Here is an 18,823-nt window from a genome sequence, read left to right as displayed (position 1 = left end):
GGTCCTTCCTGCCTGGGGTCGGTGAGTTCGATTGAACTCACCGACCGAGCCGGAGGACATGGCGACTTTTGCCGTCAAACTGCCATTCGACTGGCACTCTTCGCCAGTGTCTCGACGGCGGCCGCGACCTCCAGGAGGTAGCGGTCGGCGCCGTGGCGGGCCACGATCTGCACACCCACCGGGAGCCCGTCCGGGGTGGTCCCGAACGGCACCGAGACGGCCGGGCAGCCGGTCACGGTGATCAGGTAGGCCGAGCGCATCCAGTCCAAGTAGGAGTCCATCGGCATCCCGTCGACGGTGTCCGGGAACTCCCGGTCGGCCGGGAACGGCGGGACCTGCGACACCGGCAGCACCAGCACGTCGTGGTCGGTGAAGTACTCCCGCATCCGCTGCGCCAACGTGGTGCGCCGCTGGAACGCGACGGCGACGTCCGCGCCGGTCAGCGACTCCCCCGCCCGGATGTTCGCGGCCAGCGAGGACTTGAACTCCGTCGGGTGCACGGCCAGCTGCAGGCCGAACCGGGCCTGGAAGTGCCACGCGCGCAGGGTGCGGAAGCACTCGTCGGCGCCGGTGAGGTCCGGGACCGTGCCGGTCACCGCCGCACCCGCCCCCGCCAGTGCCGCCCCGGCCGCCTCGACGACCGCCCGGACCTCGCGGTCCACGACGAACGCGCCGTCGAGGTCGGCGGACAGCCCGACCCGCAGACCGGCGAGGGGCGCCGGGACGACCGGCGCCCCGAACGCGGAGCCGGGGTCACCGAGCGCCTGCGGCGCCCGCGGGTCCGGCCCGGCGAGCACCGACAGCAGCAGCGCCAGGTCGTCGACGGTGCGGGCCATCGGGCCGCCGGTCGAGGTGGTCTCCCACATGTTCGCCGTCGGCCACTCCGGCACCCGCCCCCACGACGGCCGCAGTCCGACCACCCCGCAGAACGACGCCGGGTTGCGCAGCGAGCCGCCCATGTCCGAGCCCTCGGCCAGCGGCACCATCCCGGCCGCCAGCGCGCACGCCGCCCCGCCCGAGGACCCCCCGGCCGACCGGGTCGGGTCGTGCGGGTTGAGCGTGGTGCCGAAGACCCGGTTGAAGGTGTGCGAGCCGGCCGCGAACTCGGGGACGTTGGTCTTGCCGATCGTCACCGCACCGGCCGCCCGTACCCGCTCCACCAGCAGCTCGTCGGCGTCCGGGACGTGCTCGGCGAACAGCGGGGAGCCGTAGGTGGTGCGCCAGCCGGCGACGGCGTGGGTGTCCTTGAACGCGAACGGCAGGCCGTGCAGCGGGCCGGGCTCGGCCCCGGCGGCCAGCGCCCGGTCGGCGGCCTCGGCCCCGGCGCGGGCGCGTTCCTCGTCGAGGGAGACGATCGCGTTGAGCCGGGGGTTGCGCAGCGCGATCCGCTCCAGGTGCAGGTCGAGCAGCTCGCGCGCGGAGATCTCCTTGGCCCGGACCGCGGCGGCCTGTTCGCGGGCCGGGGTCGCGACGGTGATGTCGGCGGTCACCGGCGACGCCCGATCACGGCGCCGACCAGCACGCCGAGCAGCGCGACCGCCGCGCCGATCCCGATGCCCCGGGTGAGTTCCCCCGCGTCACCGCCCCCGGCGGCGGACGCGGTCGTGAACACCCCCGCGCCCGTCACCGGCTCGGCGTAGGCCGGGGCGCCGACGAGCGGTGCGCCCGGCTCCGTCACGGCGGCGGCCGGCCCGGCGGCGACGGGCACCGCGCCCACCCCGCCCGCGCCGATCGTCGCGCCGACGGCGTCGAAGAACTGGCCCGCCATCCGCTTGGACACGCTGGCGAGCATCCGTTGGCCGACACCGCCGACCATGCCGCCGACCGTCGCGTCGGCGGTGTAGCCGATCCGGGTGCCGCCCGCGCCGAGGTCGTCGAAGGTGACGTCGACGACGGCGTCGACCGTGCCCGGTCCGCCCGCCCCGTTCAGGGTCATGACCAGCGACTCGTGCGGCTCCAGCTTCGACAGCGCGCAGCTGCCGGTGTAGGTGCCCTTGATCGCGGCGACCCCGGCGGTCACGGTCATCGCGTAGGCGTTCTCGCCGGTGGACTCCAGCCGTTCGCAGCCGGGGATGGTCGCGACCAGCACCCGCGGGTCGAGCAGCGCCTCCCAGACCCGCTCGACCGGGTGCTCGACGACGTTGCTGCCACTGATCTTCACGAGCGGTGCTCCTCACGCAGGCTGAACAGGTCCGACGGGGAGATCGGCATCGCGGTGACGGGGAAGCCCTCGGCGTCCTCCACCGCGGCGGCGATCACCGCCGACACCGGGATGACACCGGCCTCGCCCGCCCCCTTGATACCGAGGGGGTTGAGCGGCGACGGCGTCTCCAGGTGGTCGATCTCGATCCCGTCGGGGACCTCGGACACATAGGGCATCAGGAAGTCCATGAAGGACGCGTTGAGCAGCTGGCCGGACTCGTCGTAGGCCATCCGCTCGTACAGCGCGCCGCCGACGCCCTGGGCGACGCCGCCGTGGATCTGCCCCTCGACGACCATCGGGTTGATCAGGTGCCCGCAGTCGTGGACGACGGCGTAGCGCAGGATCCGGATCTCGGCGGTGTCCGGGTCGGTCTCGACGATCGCGGCGTGCATCCCGGAGGCGTAGGTCGCCCGCGGCGGGCTGTGGAAGTCGGTGCCCTCCAGGCCCGGCTGCTCCCCCTCGGGGACCGGCAGCGCGTCGGTGTCCCCGACCGAGAACTGGGTGGCGGCCTTCGACGCCTCGTCGAAGGCGTAGCGCAGCGGGTTGGACAGCACCGACAGCGTGCCCAGCGGGATCGACCGCTCGGTGCCCCGCACCCCCACCACGCCGTCGACGATCTCCAGGTCCGCGACGTCGGCCTCGAGCGCGTCGGCGGCCAGCCGCAGCGCCTTCTCCTTCGTCCTCCGCGCGGCCTTGAGGATCGCCGAACCGGACATGACCGCGGCCCGGGAGGCGAACGTGCCGACCGCGTAGGGCATCCGGCGGGTGTCGCCGGTGACGACCTCGACGTCGGAGAACCGCACACCCAGCTCGTCGGCGACGATCTGGGCGAACGCGGTCTCGTGGCTCTGGCCCTGGGTGGTGAGCCCGGTCGCGACCTTGACCTCGCCGGTGGTCTCGACGTGCACGTGCGCACCCTCGTAGGGGCCGACGCCGGTGCCCTCGACGTAGCAGGCCAGGCCGATCCCGACGGTCCGGCCCTGCTCGGCGCACTCGCGGCGGAAGGACGCGAACCCGTCCCAGTCGATCAGCTTGCGCAGCTTCTCCAGCGACGCCGGGTAGTCGCCCGAGTCGTACTCCAGCGGCCTGCCGTCCTGGAAGATCAGGCCGTGGTCGTAGGGGAACTCGTGCGGCTGGATGAAGTTCGCCGCGCGGACCTCGGTGCGGTCGCGGCCCAGGTACGCCGCGATCGCGTCCATCGTGCGCTCCATGGCGTAGCAGCCCTGGGGGCGCCCGGCGCCGCGGTAGGGCGTCACGATCACGGTGTTGGTGTAGAGCGAGGAGAAGACCACCCGGTAGGCGCCCGGCTTGTACGGGCCGAGCAGCTGGGTCGAGGTGATGATCGGGACGATCAGGCCGTACGGGGTGTAGGCGCCGTGGTCGTGCCAGAACTCGACGTCGAGGCCGAGCAGCCGGCCGTCGTCGTCGAAGCCGACCTCGACGTGCTGGACCTGGCCGCGCTCGTGTGCGGAGGAGACGAAGTGCTCGCGCCGGTCCTCCACGAACTTCACCGGCCTGCCCAGTGCGCGGGCGGCCATCGGGACCAGCAGCTCCTCCGGCCACGGGTGGACGATCTTGACGCCGAAGCCGCCGCCGACGTCCGGGGTGATGACGTCGACCCGGCCGATGTCCAGGCCCAGCTTCGCCGCGACGGCGGCGCGGACCCCGGTCGAGCTCTGGGTGGAGGTCCACAGGACCAGCCGGCCGGTGGCGGGGTCCCAGCGGGCGACGGTGCCGCGGCCCTCCATCGGCATGCACGCGCTGCGCTCGATCTCCAGGTCCAGCTCCAGGCGGTGCGGCGCCGCGGCGATCGCGGCCGGGGCGTCGCCGACGGCCTGCTCCATCCGGGCGCCGACGTTGCCGGGCACGTCGTCGTGCACGAGCCGCGCGGCCGCGCGCGACGCCTCGATCCCGACGACGGCGGGCAGCACCTCGTAGTCGACGACGATCCGGTCGACGGCGTCCTCGGCGACGTAGCGGTCCTCGGCGACGACGAACGCGATCGCCTCCCCGACGTGGTTCACCTCGTCGCGGGCCAGCGCGAACTGGGTCCGGCCGTGGGTCAGTGCGGGGTGCGGGATGAGCACGGGCAGCGGCTCGGCCATCGGGCCGGTCAGGTCGTCGTGGGTGTAGACGGCGTGCACGCCCGGCACGTCGAGGACGCCGGACACGTCGATGTCGCGGATGCGGGCGTGTGCGTGCGGGGAGCGCAGCACCGCCGCGTGCAGCACGCCGGGGCCCGGGTCGATGTCGTCGACGTAGCGTCCGCCGCCGCGCAGGAACCGCTGGTCCTCGACCCGCTGGACGCGCTGGCCCATGAGCTTGGTGGTCACCGGGCGGCCCCGATCTCCGCGCTGATCTCGGCGGCCCGCTCGACCGCCGTGACGATGTTCTGGTAGCCGGTGCAGCGGCAGAGGTTCCCGCCGATCATGTCGCGGGCCCGCTCCCGAGTGGGGCAGGGGTCGCGGCGTAGCCCGGCGGTGATCGTCGTCAGGAAGCCCGGGGTGCAGAAGCCGCACTGCAGGCCGTGGCACTCGGCGAAGGCCTGCTGCACCGGGGACAGCGACCCGTCCGGCTCGGTCAGGCCCTCGACGGTGGTGATCGCGCAGGACTGCGCGGCGACGGCGAGCATCAGGCAGGCCCGCGCGGGCTCGCCGTCGACCAGGATCGTGCAGGCCCCGCAGACCCCGTGCTCGCAACCGACGTGGGTGCCGGTCAGGCCGAGGTCGTGACGCAGCGCGTCGGACAGCAGCCGTCGCGCCGGTACCCGCAGGTCGTGGACGACGTCGTTCACCGTCAGCCGGATGTCGTGGAGCGTCTCGCTCATCGCCCGCCTCCCTGCGCGGTCGCGTTCCCGGTCGCCGCGGCCACGACCCGGTCGGTCAGGACCCGCACCAGCTGCCGCCGGTAGGCCGCGGTGGCGTGGATGTCGGTGGACGGGTCCAGGTGTTCGAGTGCGGCGTCGGCCCGGTCGGCCGGGGCGACACCGGTCAGGTCGACGACCACCGGGACGTCGCTCACCGACAGGTAGCCGACCCGGATCCGGTCGCCGTCGACGACCGCCGCCGCACCGACCAGGGCGTAGTCGCCGTGTCGGCGGGCGACCTCGTCGAAGGCGACGCCCGCGCCCGGCGGCAGGCCGGGGAAGAACGCCGACACGGCGATCTCGTCGGGCCCTACCGCCGACTCCAGCGGGCCGACGAACAGGTCCCGCGCCGGGATCGTCCGGCGCCCGGCGGGCCCCTCGACGTCGAGCGAGCCCTCCAGCAGCCGCAGCACGACCGGCATCTCGGCGGCGGCGTCGGCGTGTACGAGGGACCCGACGGTCGTGCCGCGGTTGCGGATCGTGGGGTGCGCGACGTGGGCCAGCGCGGCGGGCACCAGCGGCTGGACCCTGGCGAGCAGCGGTGACTCCAGGACCGCGGTGTGCCGGGCCAGCGCGCCGACCCGGACACCCCCGTCGACCTCGGTGATCGTGTCCAGGCCGGGTACGCCGTTGATGTCGACGACCAGGGACGGTGCGGCCAGCCGCATGGACAGCAGCGGCACGAGGCTCTGTCCGCCGGCCATCACCTTCCCGTCCGGCGCCGCGAGCGCGGCGACGGCCCCGGCCAGGTCGGTCGGGCGGACGTAGTCGAAGGGTGCGGGTTTCACGAGCTCTCCTTCGCCTCCCCGTCGTCGACGCGGGTCACCATCGTCCCGGCGGGCGTCCCGGACGGGCCGGGTGTCGCGGACCGCCGGTCGCGCAGCGCGACGGCGTGGAAGTAGATGATCACCAGGATCGTGCCGAGCGCGATGCCGCCCAGCTCGAACCCGTTGTCCAGGTCCAGCGCGACGCCGCCGATGCCGGCGACCATGCCCGCCGCGAGGCCGACGAGGTTGCGGGGCTCGCCGAAGTCGACCCCGTTCTCCACCCAGATCTTGGCGCCGACCAGCGCGATCATCCCGTAGAGCACGAGCGTGATGCCGCCGAGCACGCCGCCCGGGATCGCCGCGACCAGCACGCCGAACTTGGGGCACAGGCCGAGGAGGATCGCCACGGCGGCCGCGACGTAGTAGGCCGCGGTGGAGTACACCCGGGTGGCGCTCATGACGCCGATGTTCTCGGCGTAGGTCGTCGTCGGGGACCCGCCGAACAGGCTGGCCAGCGCGGTGGCGGCGCCGTCCGCGCCGAGCGCGCGGCCCATGTAGGGGTCGAGGTCGTCGCCGGTCATCTCGGCGACCGCCTTGACGTGGCCCAGGTTCTCGGCGACCAGCGCGATGACACCGGGGAGCACGAGCAGCACGAACATCAGCGAGAAGCTGGGCGCGTGCACGACGGCCACGCCGTCCTTCAGGGTGCCGCTCGGCAGGCCGAACCAGGCGGCGTCGGCCAGGCCGTCGAAGGACACGCGGGAGTGCGGCTCCGGGGTGCAGTCCGCGCCGCCGCAGGAGGTGATCGGCCCGCTCAGGAGGTCGAGCAGCCAGGACAGCACGAACCCGAAGACGAGCGCGAGGAACACCGCGATCCGTCCCCAGAACCCGCGGAACAGCACCGCGGCGCAGACCAGGAACGTCGCGGTGAGCAGCGCGGTCCACTGGTCCACCGGCCAGTACACCGACGCGACGACCGGGGCCAGGTTGAAGCCGATCAGCATGACGACCGCGCCGGTCACCGCGGGCGGGAGCACCCGGTGCACGAGCCGGGCCCCGGCGAAGTGCACGAACACACCGATCGCGAGCAGCACCAGGCCGGAGACCATGATCGCGCCGGTCACGGCGGCGGAGTCACCGCCGGCCGCCCGGATCGCCGCGACACCGCCGACGAAGGCGGCGCTGGTGCCGAGGTAGCTCGGTACCAGGTTCTTGCAGACGACCAGGAACAGGATCGTGCACAGCCCGGAGAACAGGATCGCGAGGTTGGGGTCCAGCCCCATGACCACGGGGAACACGAAGGTCGCCCCGAACATCGCGACGACGTGCTGCACCCCCAGCCCGACCGTCTTCCCCCACGGGAGCCGCTGACGGGGCGCGACCGCCTCTCCCGGACCGGGATCGACCACTTCCCACCTGAACATCGACATGGCGATCCCTTCACTTCAGCGACCGGAGACCCGACTCAAGCTAATGAGACCCAGGTCGCACCTCGACGGCTACTACTGCCGATTGACCGGTCGATCCACTGGCACGAATTGATGACGCCAGCACGATGCATGCATGCGTCGGCGCTCCGGTTTCCGCCGGATGTCGGTCGCGTTCCCGCCCGGTCAGCCGCCGATGCGCAGCGCCTGCAGCGCCACCGCGACGTCGAGTCGCAGGTTAGGGTCCGTCGACAGCGGACCGAGCAGCCGTTCCAGCTTGGAGACCCGGTACCGCATCGTGTTGTAGTGGAAGAACTGCACCCGCGCCGCCTCGGCCACGTTGAAGTTCGTGTCCAGCAGGACCTGCAGGGTCTCCCGCAGCTCGGCGGCCTCGGTGGTGGCCTCGGCCAGCGGGCCCAGCGCGTCGCGGACGAACGAGTCCAGCTCCGCCGGGTCCGGCACGAGCGCGAGCAGCCGGTGCAGGCCGAGCTGGTCGAAGAAGGTCGTGCTGCCGCCGCCGGAGATGCGGCGGCCCACCTCGACCGCCCGCCGCGCCTGGGCGTAGGCGCCGGGCAGGGCGTCGAGGTCGGGCACCGGGCGGCTGACCCCGGCCGAGAACTGCCGCCGTCCGCCGCCCTTGTCCCCGGCGACGGCGGTGACGGCCCGCCGCACGATGTCGCGCCCGGGGGGTGACCCGGGGTCGGCATCGACCGGCAGCAGGGTCACGACCTCGGAGGAGAAGTCGACGGTGGGGATGCCGTCCCCCAGCCCGGAGCAGACCTGGCGCCACCCCGCCGAGAACCGCTTCTGCCAGGCGCGCCACTGCTCGGCGGGGACCCGTGCGTCGATCGGGTCGAGCTCGGCGGTCAGCACCACCATGGGGCGGCGCAGGTTCCAGCCGAAGGTGTCCGCGTGCTCGGCGACGTAGGCGGGGTCGGCGGTACGGCGCAGCAGCAGGTCCCGCAGGAAGTCGCCCTGGTACTTGGTCTCGACGGCGGTGACCGCCTCCTCACGGGTGATCAGCAGCGCGGCCACCGCGGCGGCGCGCTCCAGCGCCTGCACGTCGTCCGGGGCGAGCCGGGCGGCCAGGCGCACGCAGACCAGCCGGGCGAGGTTCTGCCCGCCGGCCGCGACCCGCAGGGTGCGGGCCTCCCCGCCCGCGACCCGGACGCCGTCGATCCCCATCCGCTCCACGCGCAGCCGGCCCGTCGGGTCGACGAGCTCGTGCTCGGTCAGCATCCGGAGCTGGTCCTCCGACAGCGCCGACGCCCGCTCCCGGCCGTCGGTGGAGGTGACCGCGACGCCCACGTCGAGCACCCGCCCGACCTCGGCCGCGATCCCCGCGAGGTCCCCGCCCTCCAGCGCGATCCGGGTGAGCCCGGTGTGCAGCGCATCGAGCCGGGCCAGCGCCTCACGCGCCGGGATCTCCGGGTCCCCGCTCTCGTCCGTCAGCAACTGTTGCCGTCCCTTCGGGTGGAAGGTGGCACAAGTTAACATCGGTCGGCGCGCCTGCCCAGGCTAGTTTCGGATCCGTGATCGGAGTCAGCGCACCCGTCCGGGTCCGCGACCTGCTGCGGCGGGCCGCGGACGGACCGGTCCGGGTCGTGCACCGCGGGCCCGATGCCGTCTACCTCGCCGTCCACGACGACGACGGCCGCGAGGCCTGCGTCGGCGTCCTCGGCGCGGACGCGGTGGCAGTGCCCTGCGGCCTGCGGTCCCGGCTCCCCGTGCTCGCCGTCGGCACGGCCGCCGTGCGCGGCGGGGTCCTGCACCTCGACGCCGAGCCGGTCGCCGTCCGGCGGCTGGTCGACACCCGGGTCCCCGCGCGGTCCCCGCTGCGCCGCACCGGGCTCCGGCCGGCCCCCGGCCTGCCGGCCGCGGTGACACCGGCCGCCGTCGCCGGGCTCGTCGGACGCGGCGAGGGCCTCACCCCGCTCGGAGACGACGTCCTGTGCGGCTGGCTCGCCCTGCACCGGGCCGCCGGCGCCCCCACCCCGGGGGTGGACGCCGCCGTCCGGGCCCACCTGCACCGCACCACGCTGCTGTCCGCCGAGCTCCTGCGGTGCGCACTGCGCGGTGAGGTCGTACCCCAGTTCGCCGCGCTGGTCACCGCCCTCGGCACGCCGGCCGAGCCCGCGGCGCTGGCCGCGCTCACCGCCGTCGGGCACACCTCCGGGGCCGCGATGGTCCACGGCGCCGCGCTCGCCCTGTCCGCCCTGCACACCGAAGGAGTCGCCGCATGACGACGACACACGTCGAGGTCCGGCCCGGCGCCTACGCCGACTCGGTCACCCTGCTCCGGGTCAGCCGCACCGCCCAGCAGCTCGACGGGGTGGTCGCCGCGCAGGTCGCCATGGCCACCCCGCTCAACATCGAGGTCCTGACCGGCATGGGGTTCACCGTCCCCGCCGGGACCGGCGCCAACGACCTGGTCGTCGCCCTGCGGCTGACCGGCGACGACGCGCTGTCCGCCGCCGTGGCCGGTGTCGACCGGGCCCTCGCCGAGGCGAACCGCCCGGCGCCGGGCGGCGGGGAGGGCGGCACCGTCGCACCGCCGCGCACCACCGCCACCGCGCTGGACCGGGCACCGGGCTCGGTCGTGCTCGTCTCGGTGCCCGGGCCCCACGCCACCGTCGAGGCGATGGACGCCCTCGACGCAGGCAGCGACGTCATGATCTTCAGCGACAACGTGCCGGTGGAGCAGGAGGTCGCGCTCAAGCGGGCCGCCGCCGAGCGGTCCCTGCTGGTCATGGGCCCGGACTGCGGGACGGCCGTGCTGGACGGGCTCGGCCTGGGGTTCGCGAACACCGTGGAGCCCGGCCCGGTGGGGATCGTCGCCGCGTCCGGGACCGGGTGCCAGCAGGTGATGGCGCTGCTCGACCACGCCGGGGTCGGCGTGCACGCCGCGCTCGGCGTCGGCGGACGGGACCTGTCCGCGGCGGTCGGCGGCCTCGCCACCCGGGAGGCCCTGCGCCGCCTCGACGCCGACCCGGCCGTCGAGCTGATCGTGCTGGTGTCCAAGCCGCCCGCGGCCGAGGTCGCCGAGGAGATCGACCGGGTGGTCGCGACGCTCGCGACACCGGTCGAGTACGCGCTGCTCGGGCCGGGCAGGCCCGACCTGACCGCGGCGACCGAGGCCGTCCTGGCCCGGCTGGGCCGCCCCGTCCCGGACTGGCCGGTGCACGGCACCGCGCGCCCGGCGAACGGGGGTCACCTGCTGCGCGGGCTGTTCGTCGGCGGCACCCTCGCGACCGAGGCCGCCCAGGTCGCGGGCGCGGAGGCGGCCGGGGCCGGGCACACCTTCGTCGACTTCGGCGACGACGACTGGACCCGCGGCCGCGCCCACCCGATGATCGACCCGACGGTGCGCCTGGAGCACCTCGCGGCGGCGCTGGCCGACCCGGGGACCGCCGTCGTCCTGCTCGACCTGGTGCTGGGACACGGCGCCGAGCCGGACCCGGTCTCCGTGCTGGCCCCCGCGATCGCCGGGGCCCGGGTACCGGTCGTGGTCTCCGTCGTCGGGACCGCCGCCGACCCGCAGGGCCTGTCCGCCCAGATCGACGCGCTGGTCGACGCCGGTGCCGAGGTCCACCTCTCGCACGCCCGCGCCACCCGCCGGGCACTCGCACTCCTCCCCGCCGACGCGACGATCGGAGCCGCTCGATGACCGTCCCCCCGCTGGTGAGCACCGGCACCGACCTGCTCGCCGACGCCGCCGCCGACCAGGCCGTCCCGGTCACCCGGGTCGACTGGCGCCCGCCGATGGACGGCACCGCGGCCGATCTCGCGACCGTCGCCACCGACCCGCTGCGCCGGACGGCGAACGAGCGCGCACTGGCCGCGATGCTCGACGTCACCGCGACGCTCGTCGACGTGGCCCCGGCCTCGGAGGTCCTCGGCCTCGCCCCGGGCGAGTTCCTGCACGCCGGGCCGCCGATCACCTGGGAACGTGCGTCCGGCCCGCTCCGCGGTGCCCTGATGGGCGGCGCGGCGCTGGAGGGCCTGGTCACCGACCCGGAGGACGCGGAGGCGCTGTTCGCGTCCGGCTCCTCGGTGTCGCTGGAGCCGTGCCACCACCGGGGGACGGTCGGCCCGATGGCCGGCGTCGTCACCCCGGGCATGTGGATGTTCGTGCTGGAGGACGCGGCCACCGGCCGTCGCACCCACTGCTCGCTCAACGAGGGCCTGGGCAAGGTCCTGCGCTACGGCGCGTACGGCCCGGAGGTCATCCGGCGGCTGCGCTGGATGGGCGACGTGCTGGGCCCACTGCTGCGTGGTGCCGTCCGGGCCCGGCGGGACGCGGGCGAGCCGGTCGACGTGACCGGGGTGCTCACCCAGATGCTGCAGATGGGCGACGAGGCGCACAACCGCAACCGGGCGGGGACCCTGATGCTCCTGCGGGACCTGGGCCCGGACCTCGTCGCGACGGCGGCCGCCGCGGGTGTCCCGAGCACCGACGTCGCGGAGGCGCTGCGGTTCGTCGGCGGCAACGACCACTTCTTCCTGAACCTCGCCATGCCCGCGTGCAAGCTGGCCCTGGACGCCGCCCGGGACGTCGAGGGCTCCACCATGGTGGTGGCGATGGCGCGCAACGGGACCGACTTCGGGATCCAGGTCTCCGGCACCGGCGACGAGTGGTTCACCGGCCCGGCCCAGCTGGCCGACGGCCTGTTCCTGGGCGACTACGGCCCGGCCGACGCCAACCCCGACATCGGCGACTCGGCCATCACCGAGACGGCCGGGATCGGGGGCTTCGCCATGGCCACCGCCCCGGCGATCGTGCGGTTCGTCGGCGGGACCGTGCCGGACGCACTGGCGACCACCCGCCGGATGCGCGAGATCACGCTCGGGGAGAGCCGGCGGTGGACCGTCCCGGTGCTGGAGTTCGCCGGGGTCCCCAGCGGCATCGACGTCACCCGGGTCTGCCGGACGGGCATCCTCCCGCAGATCAACACCGGGATGGCCGGGCGCGTCGCGGGCGTCGGGCAGGTCGGGGCGGGGCTCGTCACCCCGCCGGCCGGGATCTTCCCGAAGGCGCTCGCCCGGCTGGCGGAGCGGACGGTCCTCAGACGCGGCGCAGCAGCCTGACCACGACCGTGGTGATGATCAGCCACAGGATCGCCGCGACGCCGTAGTTGAGCGTGACGGCCATCTTCGGCTGGGCCGGGGTGAACAGGTCACCGAGCCCGAGGTTCAGCTGGGCCGCCCAGGAGGACACGAACTCGGTGAGGAAGTTCGCCGGGTTGGCGTCGAGCAGGGTCAGCACGATGTGCGCGACCAGGATGGCCACGATCACCAGGCCCACGATCCGCACGATCGTCGCGATGATCCCCATGCCCTGCCGCACGGTCGTACCCACGGTTGCCGCCATCACAAACCCCTTCGTCACGGACGGCGTCATGGTTGCACCGCCGCACCCTCACTGCCCTTCCAACGAGGGGAAACGCCCCTGGTTGTGATCACTTCGTTGCGAGCCGGGGCTCGGGGGCCGGGTTCGACCGTGCGGGTGGCGACTTGCCGCGCAACGGGGGTTCGGGTCTACGGTAGGAGGCATGGCGCGCCTGCTCCTTCGCCGCCGCGGCGGGGTCTGAACCGACCGGCCCCTCGTCGCGGGGTTTCGCGTGTCCGCCGGTCGCCACGACGGCACGACGACGGAGCATTCCCGTGACCACCTCTCCCGACGCCTACGAAGCCCGCGCCCGCAGCAACGTCCGCACCCCCGAGGGCGCGCCGCACGCGGCCCAGCCCGCCTGGAACCGCCAGCGCGGCTCGCAGATGCCGGTCCACCGGTACAAGCCCTTCCATCAGCTGGTCGAGCCGGTCTCGCTGCCCGACCGCACCTGGCCGGACAAGGTCATCGACACCGCGCCGCTGTGGTGCGCGGTCGACCTGCGTGACGGCAACCAGGCGCTGATCGACCCGATGAGCCCGCTGCGCAAGCGGCGCATGTTCGACCTGCTGGTACGCATGGGCTACAAGCAGATCGAGGTCGGCTTCCCGGCGGCGAGCCAGACCGACTTCGACTTCGTCCGCGAGATCATCGAGCAGGGCGCGATCCCGGAGGACGTGCAGATCCAGGTCCTGACCCAGGCCCGCCCGGAGCTGATCCAGCGGACCTTCGAGGCCTGCGAGGGCGCGCACTCGGCGATCGTCCACCTCTACAACTCGACGTCGATCCTGCAGCGCCGGGTCGTCTTCCGCTCCGACCGCGCGGGCATCACCAAGATCGCCACCGACGGCGCGGAGGAGGTCAGCAAGTTCGCCGAGAAGTACCCGGCGACCGACTGGACCTTCCAGTACTCGCCGGAGTCCTACACCGGCACCGAGCTGGAGTACGCCGTCGAGATCACCAACGCGGTGAGCGCGATCTGGCAGCCGACGCCCGAGCACCCGATGATCGTCAACCTGCCGGCGACGGTCGAGATGGCGACGCCGAACGTCTACGCGGACTCCATCGAGTGGATGCACCGCAACCTGGCCCGCCGCGACTCGCTGGTGCTGTCGCTGCACCCGCACAACGACCGCGGCACCGGCATCGCCGCCGCCGAGCTGGGCTACCAGGCCGGTGCCGACCGGATCGAGGGCTGCCTGTTCGGCAACGGCGAGCGCACCGGCAACGTCGACCTGGTCGCGCTGGGCATGAACATGTTCACCCAGGGCATCGACCCGCAGATCGACTTCTCCGACATCGACGAGGTCCGGCGCACCGTCGAGTACTGCAACCAGCTGCCGGTGCACGAGCGCCACCCGTGGGGCGGCGACCTGGTCTACACCGCGTTCTCCGGCTCCCACCAGGACGCGATCAACAAGGGCTTCGCCGCGATGGAGGCCGACGCCGCGGAGGCCGGGCACCCGGTCGCCGACCACACCTGGGAGGTCCCGTACCTGCCGGTGGACCCGAAGGACATCGGCCGCACCTACGAGGCCGTCATCCGGGTCAACAGCCAGTCCGGCAAGGGCGGCATCGCCTACATCATGAAGACCGAGCACCAGCTCGACCTGCCGCGCCGGCTGCAGATCGAGTTCAGCCACGTCATCCAGGCCTTCACCGACACCGAGGGCGGCGAGGTCGAGCCCAAGGCCATGCGCGACGCGTTCGACGTCGAGTACCTGGGCCGCGAGACCCCGCTCAAGCTGGTGCGCCACCGCATCCACAGCGACGGCGAGGGCCGCGACGAGATCGTCGCGACCGTGCGCGTCGAGTCCGACCTCCACGAGATCGCCGGCTCTGGCAACGGGCCGATCGCGGCGTTCGTCGACGCGCTGGCCGGGATCGGGTTCGACGTGCGGGTACTCGACTACCACGAGCACGCGATGGGCGGCGGTGACGACGCCCGCGCCGCGGCCTACGTCGAGTGCGCCGTCGAGGAGAAAGTGTTCTGGGGCGTCGGGATCGACAGCTCGATCACCAGCGCCAGCCTCAAGGGCGTCGTGAGCGCGATCAACCGCGCCCTGCGCTGACCGCTCCGGCCCGGCCCGCCCGCGTCGTGCGGGCGGGCCGGGGACCGGGTCAGCGGCCGATCGCGTCGCCGAGGGTGATCTGCTGGTCGGGGACCTCCGGGCCGCTGCCCGGGCCGACGGCGGCGTCGGCCTCCTCCGCGGTCACCTCGTGCGGGGTGATCCGCCCGTCGCGGACGGCCTCGGCGTGGTGGCAGGCGACCCGGTGCCCCGAGGTGTCGCCGTCGAGCACGCGCAGCTGCGGGCGCTCGGTGGAGCACCGGTCGTCCTGGCGCCACGGGCAGCGGGTGTGGAAGCGGCACCCGGACGGCGGCGCGGCGGGCGAGGGCAGGTCCCCGGACAGCAGGATCCGCTCGCGGGTGTCCTCCACGGTCGGGTCCGGCTGGGGCACCGCCGAGAGCAGGGCCCGGGTGTAGGGGTGCAGCGGACCGTCGTAGAGCGCGCGGGCGGGCGCCTCCTCCACGATCGACCCGAGGTACATCACCCCGACCCGGTCCGAGACGTGCCGCACGACGGCCAGGTCGTGCGCGATCACCAGGTAGGTCAGGCCGAGCTCGCGCTGCAGCGAGCGCAGCAGGTTGAGCACCTGGGCCTGCACCGACACGTCCAGCGCCGAGACCGGCTCGTCGGCGACGACGAGGTCGGGCTCCACGCACAGCGCCCGGGCGATCCCGATGCGCTGACGCTGCCCGCCGGAGAACTCGTGCGGGTAGCGGCGCAGCGCGGACTCCGGCAGCCCGACCGCGCGCATGAGCTCGGCGAGCCGGTCCGGACCGGCCTCGATCCCGTGCGCGGCCAGGCCCTCGCGCAGCAGCGACCCGACCGACTGCCGCGGGTCCAGGCTGGACATCGGGTCCTGGAACACCATCTGGAACCGTCGGCGCATCCGGCGCAGCGGCTCCCCCTTCAGCGCGGCGACGTCGGTGCCGTCGAAGGACACCGTGCCCGCGGTCGGCTCGGTGAGCTTGAGGATCGCCCGCCCGAGGGTCGACTTGCCGCAGCCGGACTCGCCGACCAGGCCGTAGGTCTCGCCGCGCTCGATCCGCAGCGAGACGCCGTCGACGGCCCGGACGTGCCCGACGGTGCGCTGCACCAGCACACCCCGGGTGATCGGGAAGTGGACCTGCAGGTCCTCGACCTCCAGCAGGGGGCTCATGCCGTCGCTCCGATCGGCTCGGGGTTGTGGCAGCGCAGCAGCCGACCCGCCTCGTCGTCGGCCACCGGGGTGACCGAGGTGCAGGTCTCCAGCGCCCGCGGGCAGCGCGGCGCGAACGCGCAGGCGTGGTCCCAGGGCAGGTTGTCCGACACCGACCCGGTGATCGCGGGCAGCTCCGCGGCGGGGTCGGAGTCCAGCCGGGGGATCGACCGGATGAGTCCCGAGGTGTACGGGTGGCGCGGGCCCCCGAACAGGGCGTGCCGCTCCGCGCGTTCCACGACCCGGCCGCCGTAGAGGACGTTGACCCGGTCGCAGAGCCCCGCGACGACGCCCAGGTCGTGCGTGATCATGATCAGTGCCGTTCCCGTCTCGGCGACGAGCTCGCGCAGCAGCTCCAGGATCTGGGCCTGGATGGTGACGTCGAGGGCGGTGGTCGGCTCGTCGGCGATGAGCAGCTTCGGCCGGCAGGCGAGCGCGATCGCGATCAGCGCACGCTGGCGCATCCCGCCCGACATCTGGTGCGGGTAGGCCGACACGCGTCGTGCCGGGTCGGGGATGCCGACCCGCTCCAGCAGGGAGACGGCCTCCGTGCGGGCCTCGTCCTTGCTCATCCCGCGGTGCCGGGTGAGCGCCTCGGTGATCTGGACACCCACCGGGACGACCGGGTTCAGCGACGAGAGCGGGTCCTGGAAGACCATCCCGATGTCGCGGCCGCGCCGCTCGCGCAGCTCGGCGTCGGACAGGGTGAGCAGGTCGACGGACTCGTCCCCGGAGGAGAACAGCACCGAGCCGCCCACCCGGGGGGTGCGGCCCGGCAGCAGCCCCATGATCGCCAGGGAGGTCACGGACTTGCCGCAGCCGGACTCGCCGACCAGGCCGACGACCTCGCCGGGGCGGACGTCGAACGACACCCCGTCGACGGCGACGACGTCGGCCTCACCCCGCCGCACGAAGCGCACGGACAGGTCCTGGACCTGCAACAACGGGTTCATCGGAGGTGTGGTCATCGCCGGCCTTTCGGGTCGATGGCCTCGCGCAGCGACTCGCCGAGCAGCGTGAACCCGAGCGCGACGACGATGATCGCGATCGCCGGGTAGACCGCCAGCCCGGGCCGGACGTCGAGGTAGGGCTGCGCGGAGGCGAGCATCAGGCCCCACTCGGCGCGGGCCGGGTCGGCGTCGCCGAGGCCGAGGAAGGACAGCGCGGCCGCGTCGAGGATCGCCGTCGCCAGAGTCAGCGTGGCCTGCACGATCACCGGGCCGATCGCGTTGGGCAGCATGTGCCGCAGCACGACCGCCCGTCGCCTCACGCCGAGCGCGGTGGCCGCGAGGACGTGGTCGGAGTCGCGCTGGGCGAGCATCGACCCGCGCAGCAGCCGCGCGAAGATCGGCACGTTCACCAGCGCGACGGCGATGATGACCGTCGTCTGGCTGGGCCGGGCGGCCAGCGCCGCGACCGAGATCGCGAGCAGCAGCGACGGGATCGACAGCAGCACGTCGGTGACGCGCATGAGGACGGTGTCGATCCAGCCGCCGAACGCGCCGGCGAGCACACCGATGACCAGGCCAGCCGCGAGCCCGAACACAGTCGCGAGCACGCCGACGAGCAGGGTCTGGCGCGACGCCAGGATCATCCGGGAGAACTCGTCGCGGCCGTTCTGGTCGCTGCCGAGCAGGAAGCCGGGCTGCGGCCCGGGGATCGAGCCGGGGCGCAGCTGGTCGAGCAGCTGCGGGAACGCCTGGGCCGGGTCGTGCGGGGCCAGCAGCGGCGCGAACACCGAGACCAGCACGAACAGCCCGATGATCACCGCCCCGACGATCGCGGTGGGGCTGCGGCGCAGCCGGCGCAGCGCGTCCGCGGACAGGCTGCGGCCGGCGGTGTCGTCGATCCGGTCCTTCCGCCGCTGCGCCCAGGTGGTCGGTGCGCTCATCGCAGCCTCACCCTCGGGTCGATCACGGCGTAGGACAGGTCGACGAGCAGGTTGACCAGCACGTAGATCAGCGCGCCGAGCAGCACCACGGCCTGCAGCCGCGGGTAGTCGCGGCGCTCGATGCCCTCGGCGATCAGGGTGCCGATGCCGGGCCGGTTGAACACCTTCTCGGTCAGCACCGCGCCGGCGAGGAGCAGGCCGGTCTGCAGGCCGATCGTCGTGGAGACCGGCAGCAGCGCGTTGCGCAGGACGTGCCGGCCGCGGACGGTGCCCGGCGCGAGGCCCTTGGCGTTGGCGGTGCGGACGAAGTCGGACTCCAGCACGTCGAGCACCGACGCCCGGGTGATCCGCACGATGACGGCGAGCGGGATCGTCGCCAGCGTGACGGCCGGCAGCACGAGGTGCAGCAGCGAGTCCCAGCTGGCGTCGAACTCGCGGGTCAGCAGGCCGTCGAGGGTGGGGAAGCCGGTGACCGAGGTGGCGTCGATGCCGGTCGACTGCAGCCCGGACGGCGGGAACAGGCCGAGGTCGACGGCCAGGAACTGCTTGAGCACGTAGCCGAGGAAGAACACCGGTACGGCGACGCCGACCAGCGTCCCGACGATGGTCAGGTTGTCCCAGATCCCGCCGCGGTGGCGGGCGGCGAGGTAGCCGAGCGGGATCCCGAGGGCGACGGCGAGCAGCAGCGCCGACAGGGACAGCTCGATCGTCCCCGGCAGCGCCCGGCCGAGCTCGGTGATCACCGGGTCGCCGGTGACGAGGGAGGCGCCGAAGTCGCCGGTCAGCGCCCGGCCGAGGTAGTGCAGGTACTGGATCGGGATGGGCTGGTCCAGGCCCAGTGTCTTGTTCAGTGCCGCGATCGACTCCGGGGTCGCCTTGTCTCCGAGCAGCGCACCGGCCGGTCCGCCGGGCAGCGACCGCAGCCAGGCGAACAACAGGACGGACAGGATGAGCAGCGTCGGGACGACCTGGAGCAGGCGGCGCGCGACGAAGCGCAGCATGCGTGGATGTCCTCA

General features: G+C 73.7%; 16 protein-coding genes. 4 read left to right on the top strand and 12 right to left on the bottom strand.

The features are described from left to right. Positions 1 to 74 precede the first annotated feature (74 nt). The 7 genes from KPL57_RS34465 to KPL57_RS34435 all read right to left on the bottom strand — a co-directional run bounded on the left by KPL57_RS34465 (position 75) and on the right by KPL57_RS34435 (position 8,718). Positions 75 to 1,490 (bottom strand): amidase, encoded by a 1,416-nt coding sequence (locus KPL57_RS34465; protein ID WP_226354764.1) that lies wholly within the window; start codon positions 1,488 to 1,490, stop codon positions 75 to 77. Next, positions 1,487 to 2,161 carry a carbon monoxide dehydrogenase subunit G gene (locus KPL57_RS34460; protein ID WP_226354763.1) on the bottom strand — a complete coding sequence of 225 codons (675 nt, stop codon included), beginning with the start codon at positions 2,159 to 2,161 and terminating at the stop codon, positions 1,487 to 1,489. Before KPL57_RS34460 ends, KPL57_RS34465 begins: the two co-directional genes overlap by 4 nt. Continuing rightward, entirely contained in the window at positions 2,158 to 4,536 is a 2,379-nt protein-coding gene (gene cutA, locus KPL57_RS34455; protein ID WP_226354762.1) for an aerobic carbon-monoxide dehydrogenase large subunit, read from the bottom strand. The genes KPL57_RS34460 and cutA overlap by 4 nt, the downstream gene beginning before the upstream one ends. Then, positions 4,533 to 5,030, bottom strand: coding sequence for a (2Fe-2S)-binding protein (locus KPL57_RS34450; protein WP_226354761.1), 498 nt, complete (start codon positions 5,028 to 5,030; stop codon positions 4,533 to 4,535). The genes cutA and KPL57_RS34450 overlap by 4 nt, the downstream gene beginning before the upstream one ends. Further along, positions 5,027 to 5,857: a xanthine dehydrogenase family protein subunit M gene (locus KPL57_RS34445; RefSeq protein WP_226354760.1), complete on the bottom strand. Its 831-nt coding sequence runs from the start codon at positions 5,855 to 5,857 to the stop codon at positions 5,027 to 5,029. Before KPL57_RS34445 ends, KPL57_RS34450 begins: the two co-directional genes overlap by 4 nt. Beyond that, positions 5,854 to 7,260, bottom strand: a complete 1,407-nt coding sequence (locus tag KPL57_RS34440; protein WP_226356626.1) for a uracil-xanthine permease family protein — start codon at positions 7,258 to 7,260, stop codon at positions 5,854 to 5,856. The genes KPL57_RS34445 and KPL57_RS34440 overlap by 4 nt, the downstream gene beginning before the upstream one ends. 189 nt (positions 7,261 to 7,449) lie before the next feature. Further along, positions 7,450 to 8,718 carry a CdaR family transcriptional regulator gene (locus KPL57_RS34435; protein ID WP_226354759.1) on the bottom strand — a complete coding sequence of 423 codons (1,269 nt, stop codon included), beginning with the start codon at positions 8,716 to 8,718 and terminating at the stop codon, positions 7,450 to 7,452. A gap of 77 nt (positions 8,719 to 8,795) precedes the next feature. Here KPL57_RS34435 and KPL57_RS34430 point away from each other — a divergent pair, with 77 nt between their 5' ends. Genes KPL57_RS34430 through KPL57_RS34420 form a run of 3 tightly spaced genes read left to right on the top strand, consistent with a single transcriptional unit; the run spans position 8,796 to position 12,351 of the window. Next, complete coding sequence (locus KPL57_RS34430; protein WP_226354758.1) at positions 8,796 to 9,506, top strand: DUF2877 domain-containing protein; 711 nt, start codon at positions 8,796 to 8,798, stop codon at positions 9,504 to 9,506. Then, positions 9,503 to 10,930: an FdrA family protein gene (locus tag KPL57_RS34425; RefSeq protein WP_226354757.1), complete on the top strand. Its 1,428-nt coding sequence runs from the start codon at positions 9,503 to 9,505 to the stop codon at positions 10,928 to 10,930. The genes KPL57_RS34430 and KPL57_RS34425 overlap by 4 nt, the downstream gene beginning before the upstream one ends. After that, positions 10,927 to 12,351 (top strand): DUF1116 domain-containing protein, encoded by a 1,425-nt coding sequence (locus tag KPL57_RS34420; RefSeq protein WP_226354756.1) that lies wholly within the window; start codon positions 10,927 to 10,929, stop codon positions 12,349 to 12,351. The genes KPL57_RS34425 and KPL57_RS34420 overlap by 4 nt, the downstream gene beginning before the upstream one ends. Here the strand turns inward: KPL57_RS34420 and KPL57_RS34415 are convergent. Further along, positions 12,329 to 12,634: a hypothetical protein gene (locus tag KPL57_RS34415; RefSeq protein ID WP_226354755.1), complete on the bottom strand. Its 306-nt coding sequence runs from the start codon at positions 12,632 to 12,634 to the stop codon at positions 12,329 to 12,331. The genes KPL57_RS34420 and KPL57_RS34415 overlap by 23 nt on opposite strands. Before the next feature lie 293 nt (positions 12,635 to 12,927). Between KPL57_RS34415 and leuA the strand changes: the two genes are divergently transcribed. Beyond that, a complete protein-coding gene (gene leuA / locus KPL57_RS34410; protein WP_226354754.1) occupies positions 12,928 to 14,724 on the top strand; it encodes a 2-isopropylmalate synthase in 1,797 nt (598 codons plus the stop codon). Positions 14,725 to 14,773: 49 nt separating this feature from the next. On the opposite strand, the gene KPL57_RS34405 is transcribed toward leuA, so the two are convergent. The 4 genes from KPL57_RS34405 to KPL57_RS34390 are packed head-to-tail and all read right to left on the bottom strand — an operon-like array spanning position 14,774 to position 18,808. Beyond that, on the bottom strand, positions 14,774 to 15,877 hold the full coding sequence (locus KPL57_RS34405) for an ABC transporter ATP-binding protein (RefSeq protein WP_226354753.1): 1,104 nt from the start codon (positions 15,875 to 15,877) through the stop codon (positions 14,774 to 14,776). Then, complete coding sequence (locus KPL57_RS34400; protein WP_304580126.1) at positions 15,874 to 16,884, bottom strand: ABC transporter ATP-binding protein; 1,011 nt, start codon at positions 16,882 to 16,884, stop codon at positions 15,874 to 15,876. The genes KPL57_RS34405 and KPL57_RS34400 overlap by 4 nt, the downstream gene beginning before the upstream one ends. Next, a complete protein-coding gene (locus tag KPL57_RS34395) occupies positions 16,881 to 17,807 on the bottom strand; it encodes an ABC transporter permease (protein ID WP_226354752.1) in 927 nt (308 codons plus the stop codon). Before KPL57_RS34395 ends, KPL57_RS34400 begins: the two co-directional genes overlap by 4 nt. Further along, complete coding sequence (locus KPL57_RS34390; protein ID WP_062399555.1) at positions 17,804 to 18,808, bottom strand: ABC transporter permease; 1,005 nt, start codon at positions 18,806 to 18,808, stop codon at positions 17,804 to 17,806. Before KPL57_RS34390 ends, KPL57_RS34395 begins: the two co-directional genes overlap by 4 nt. Positions 18,809 to 18,823 lie beyond the last annotated feature (15 nt).

The organism is Pseudonocardia sp. ICBG601 (genome assembly GCF_020496245.1).
The sequence above is the reverse complement of the archived record's forward strand: the minus strand, read 5'-3'. Positions and strand labels throughout refer to the sequence as shown.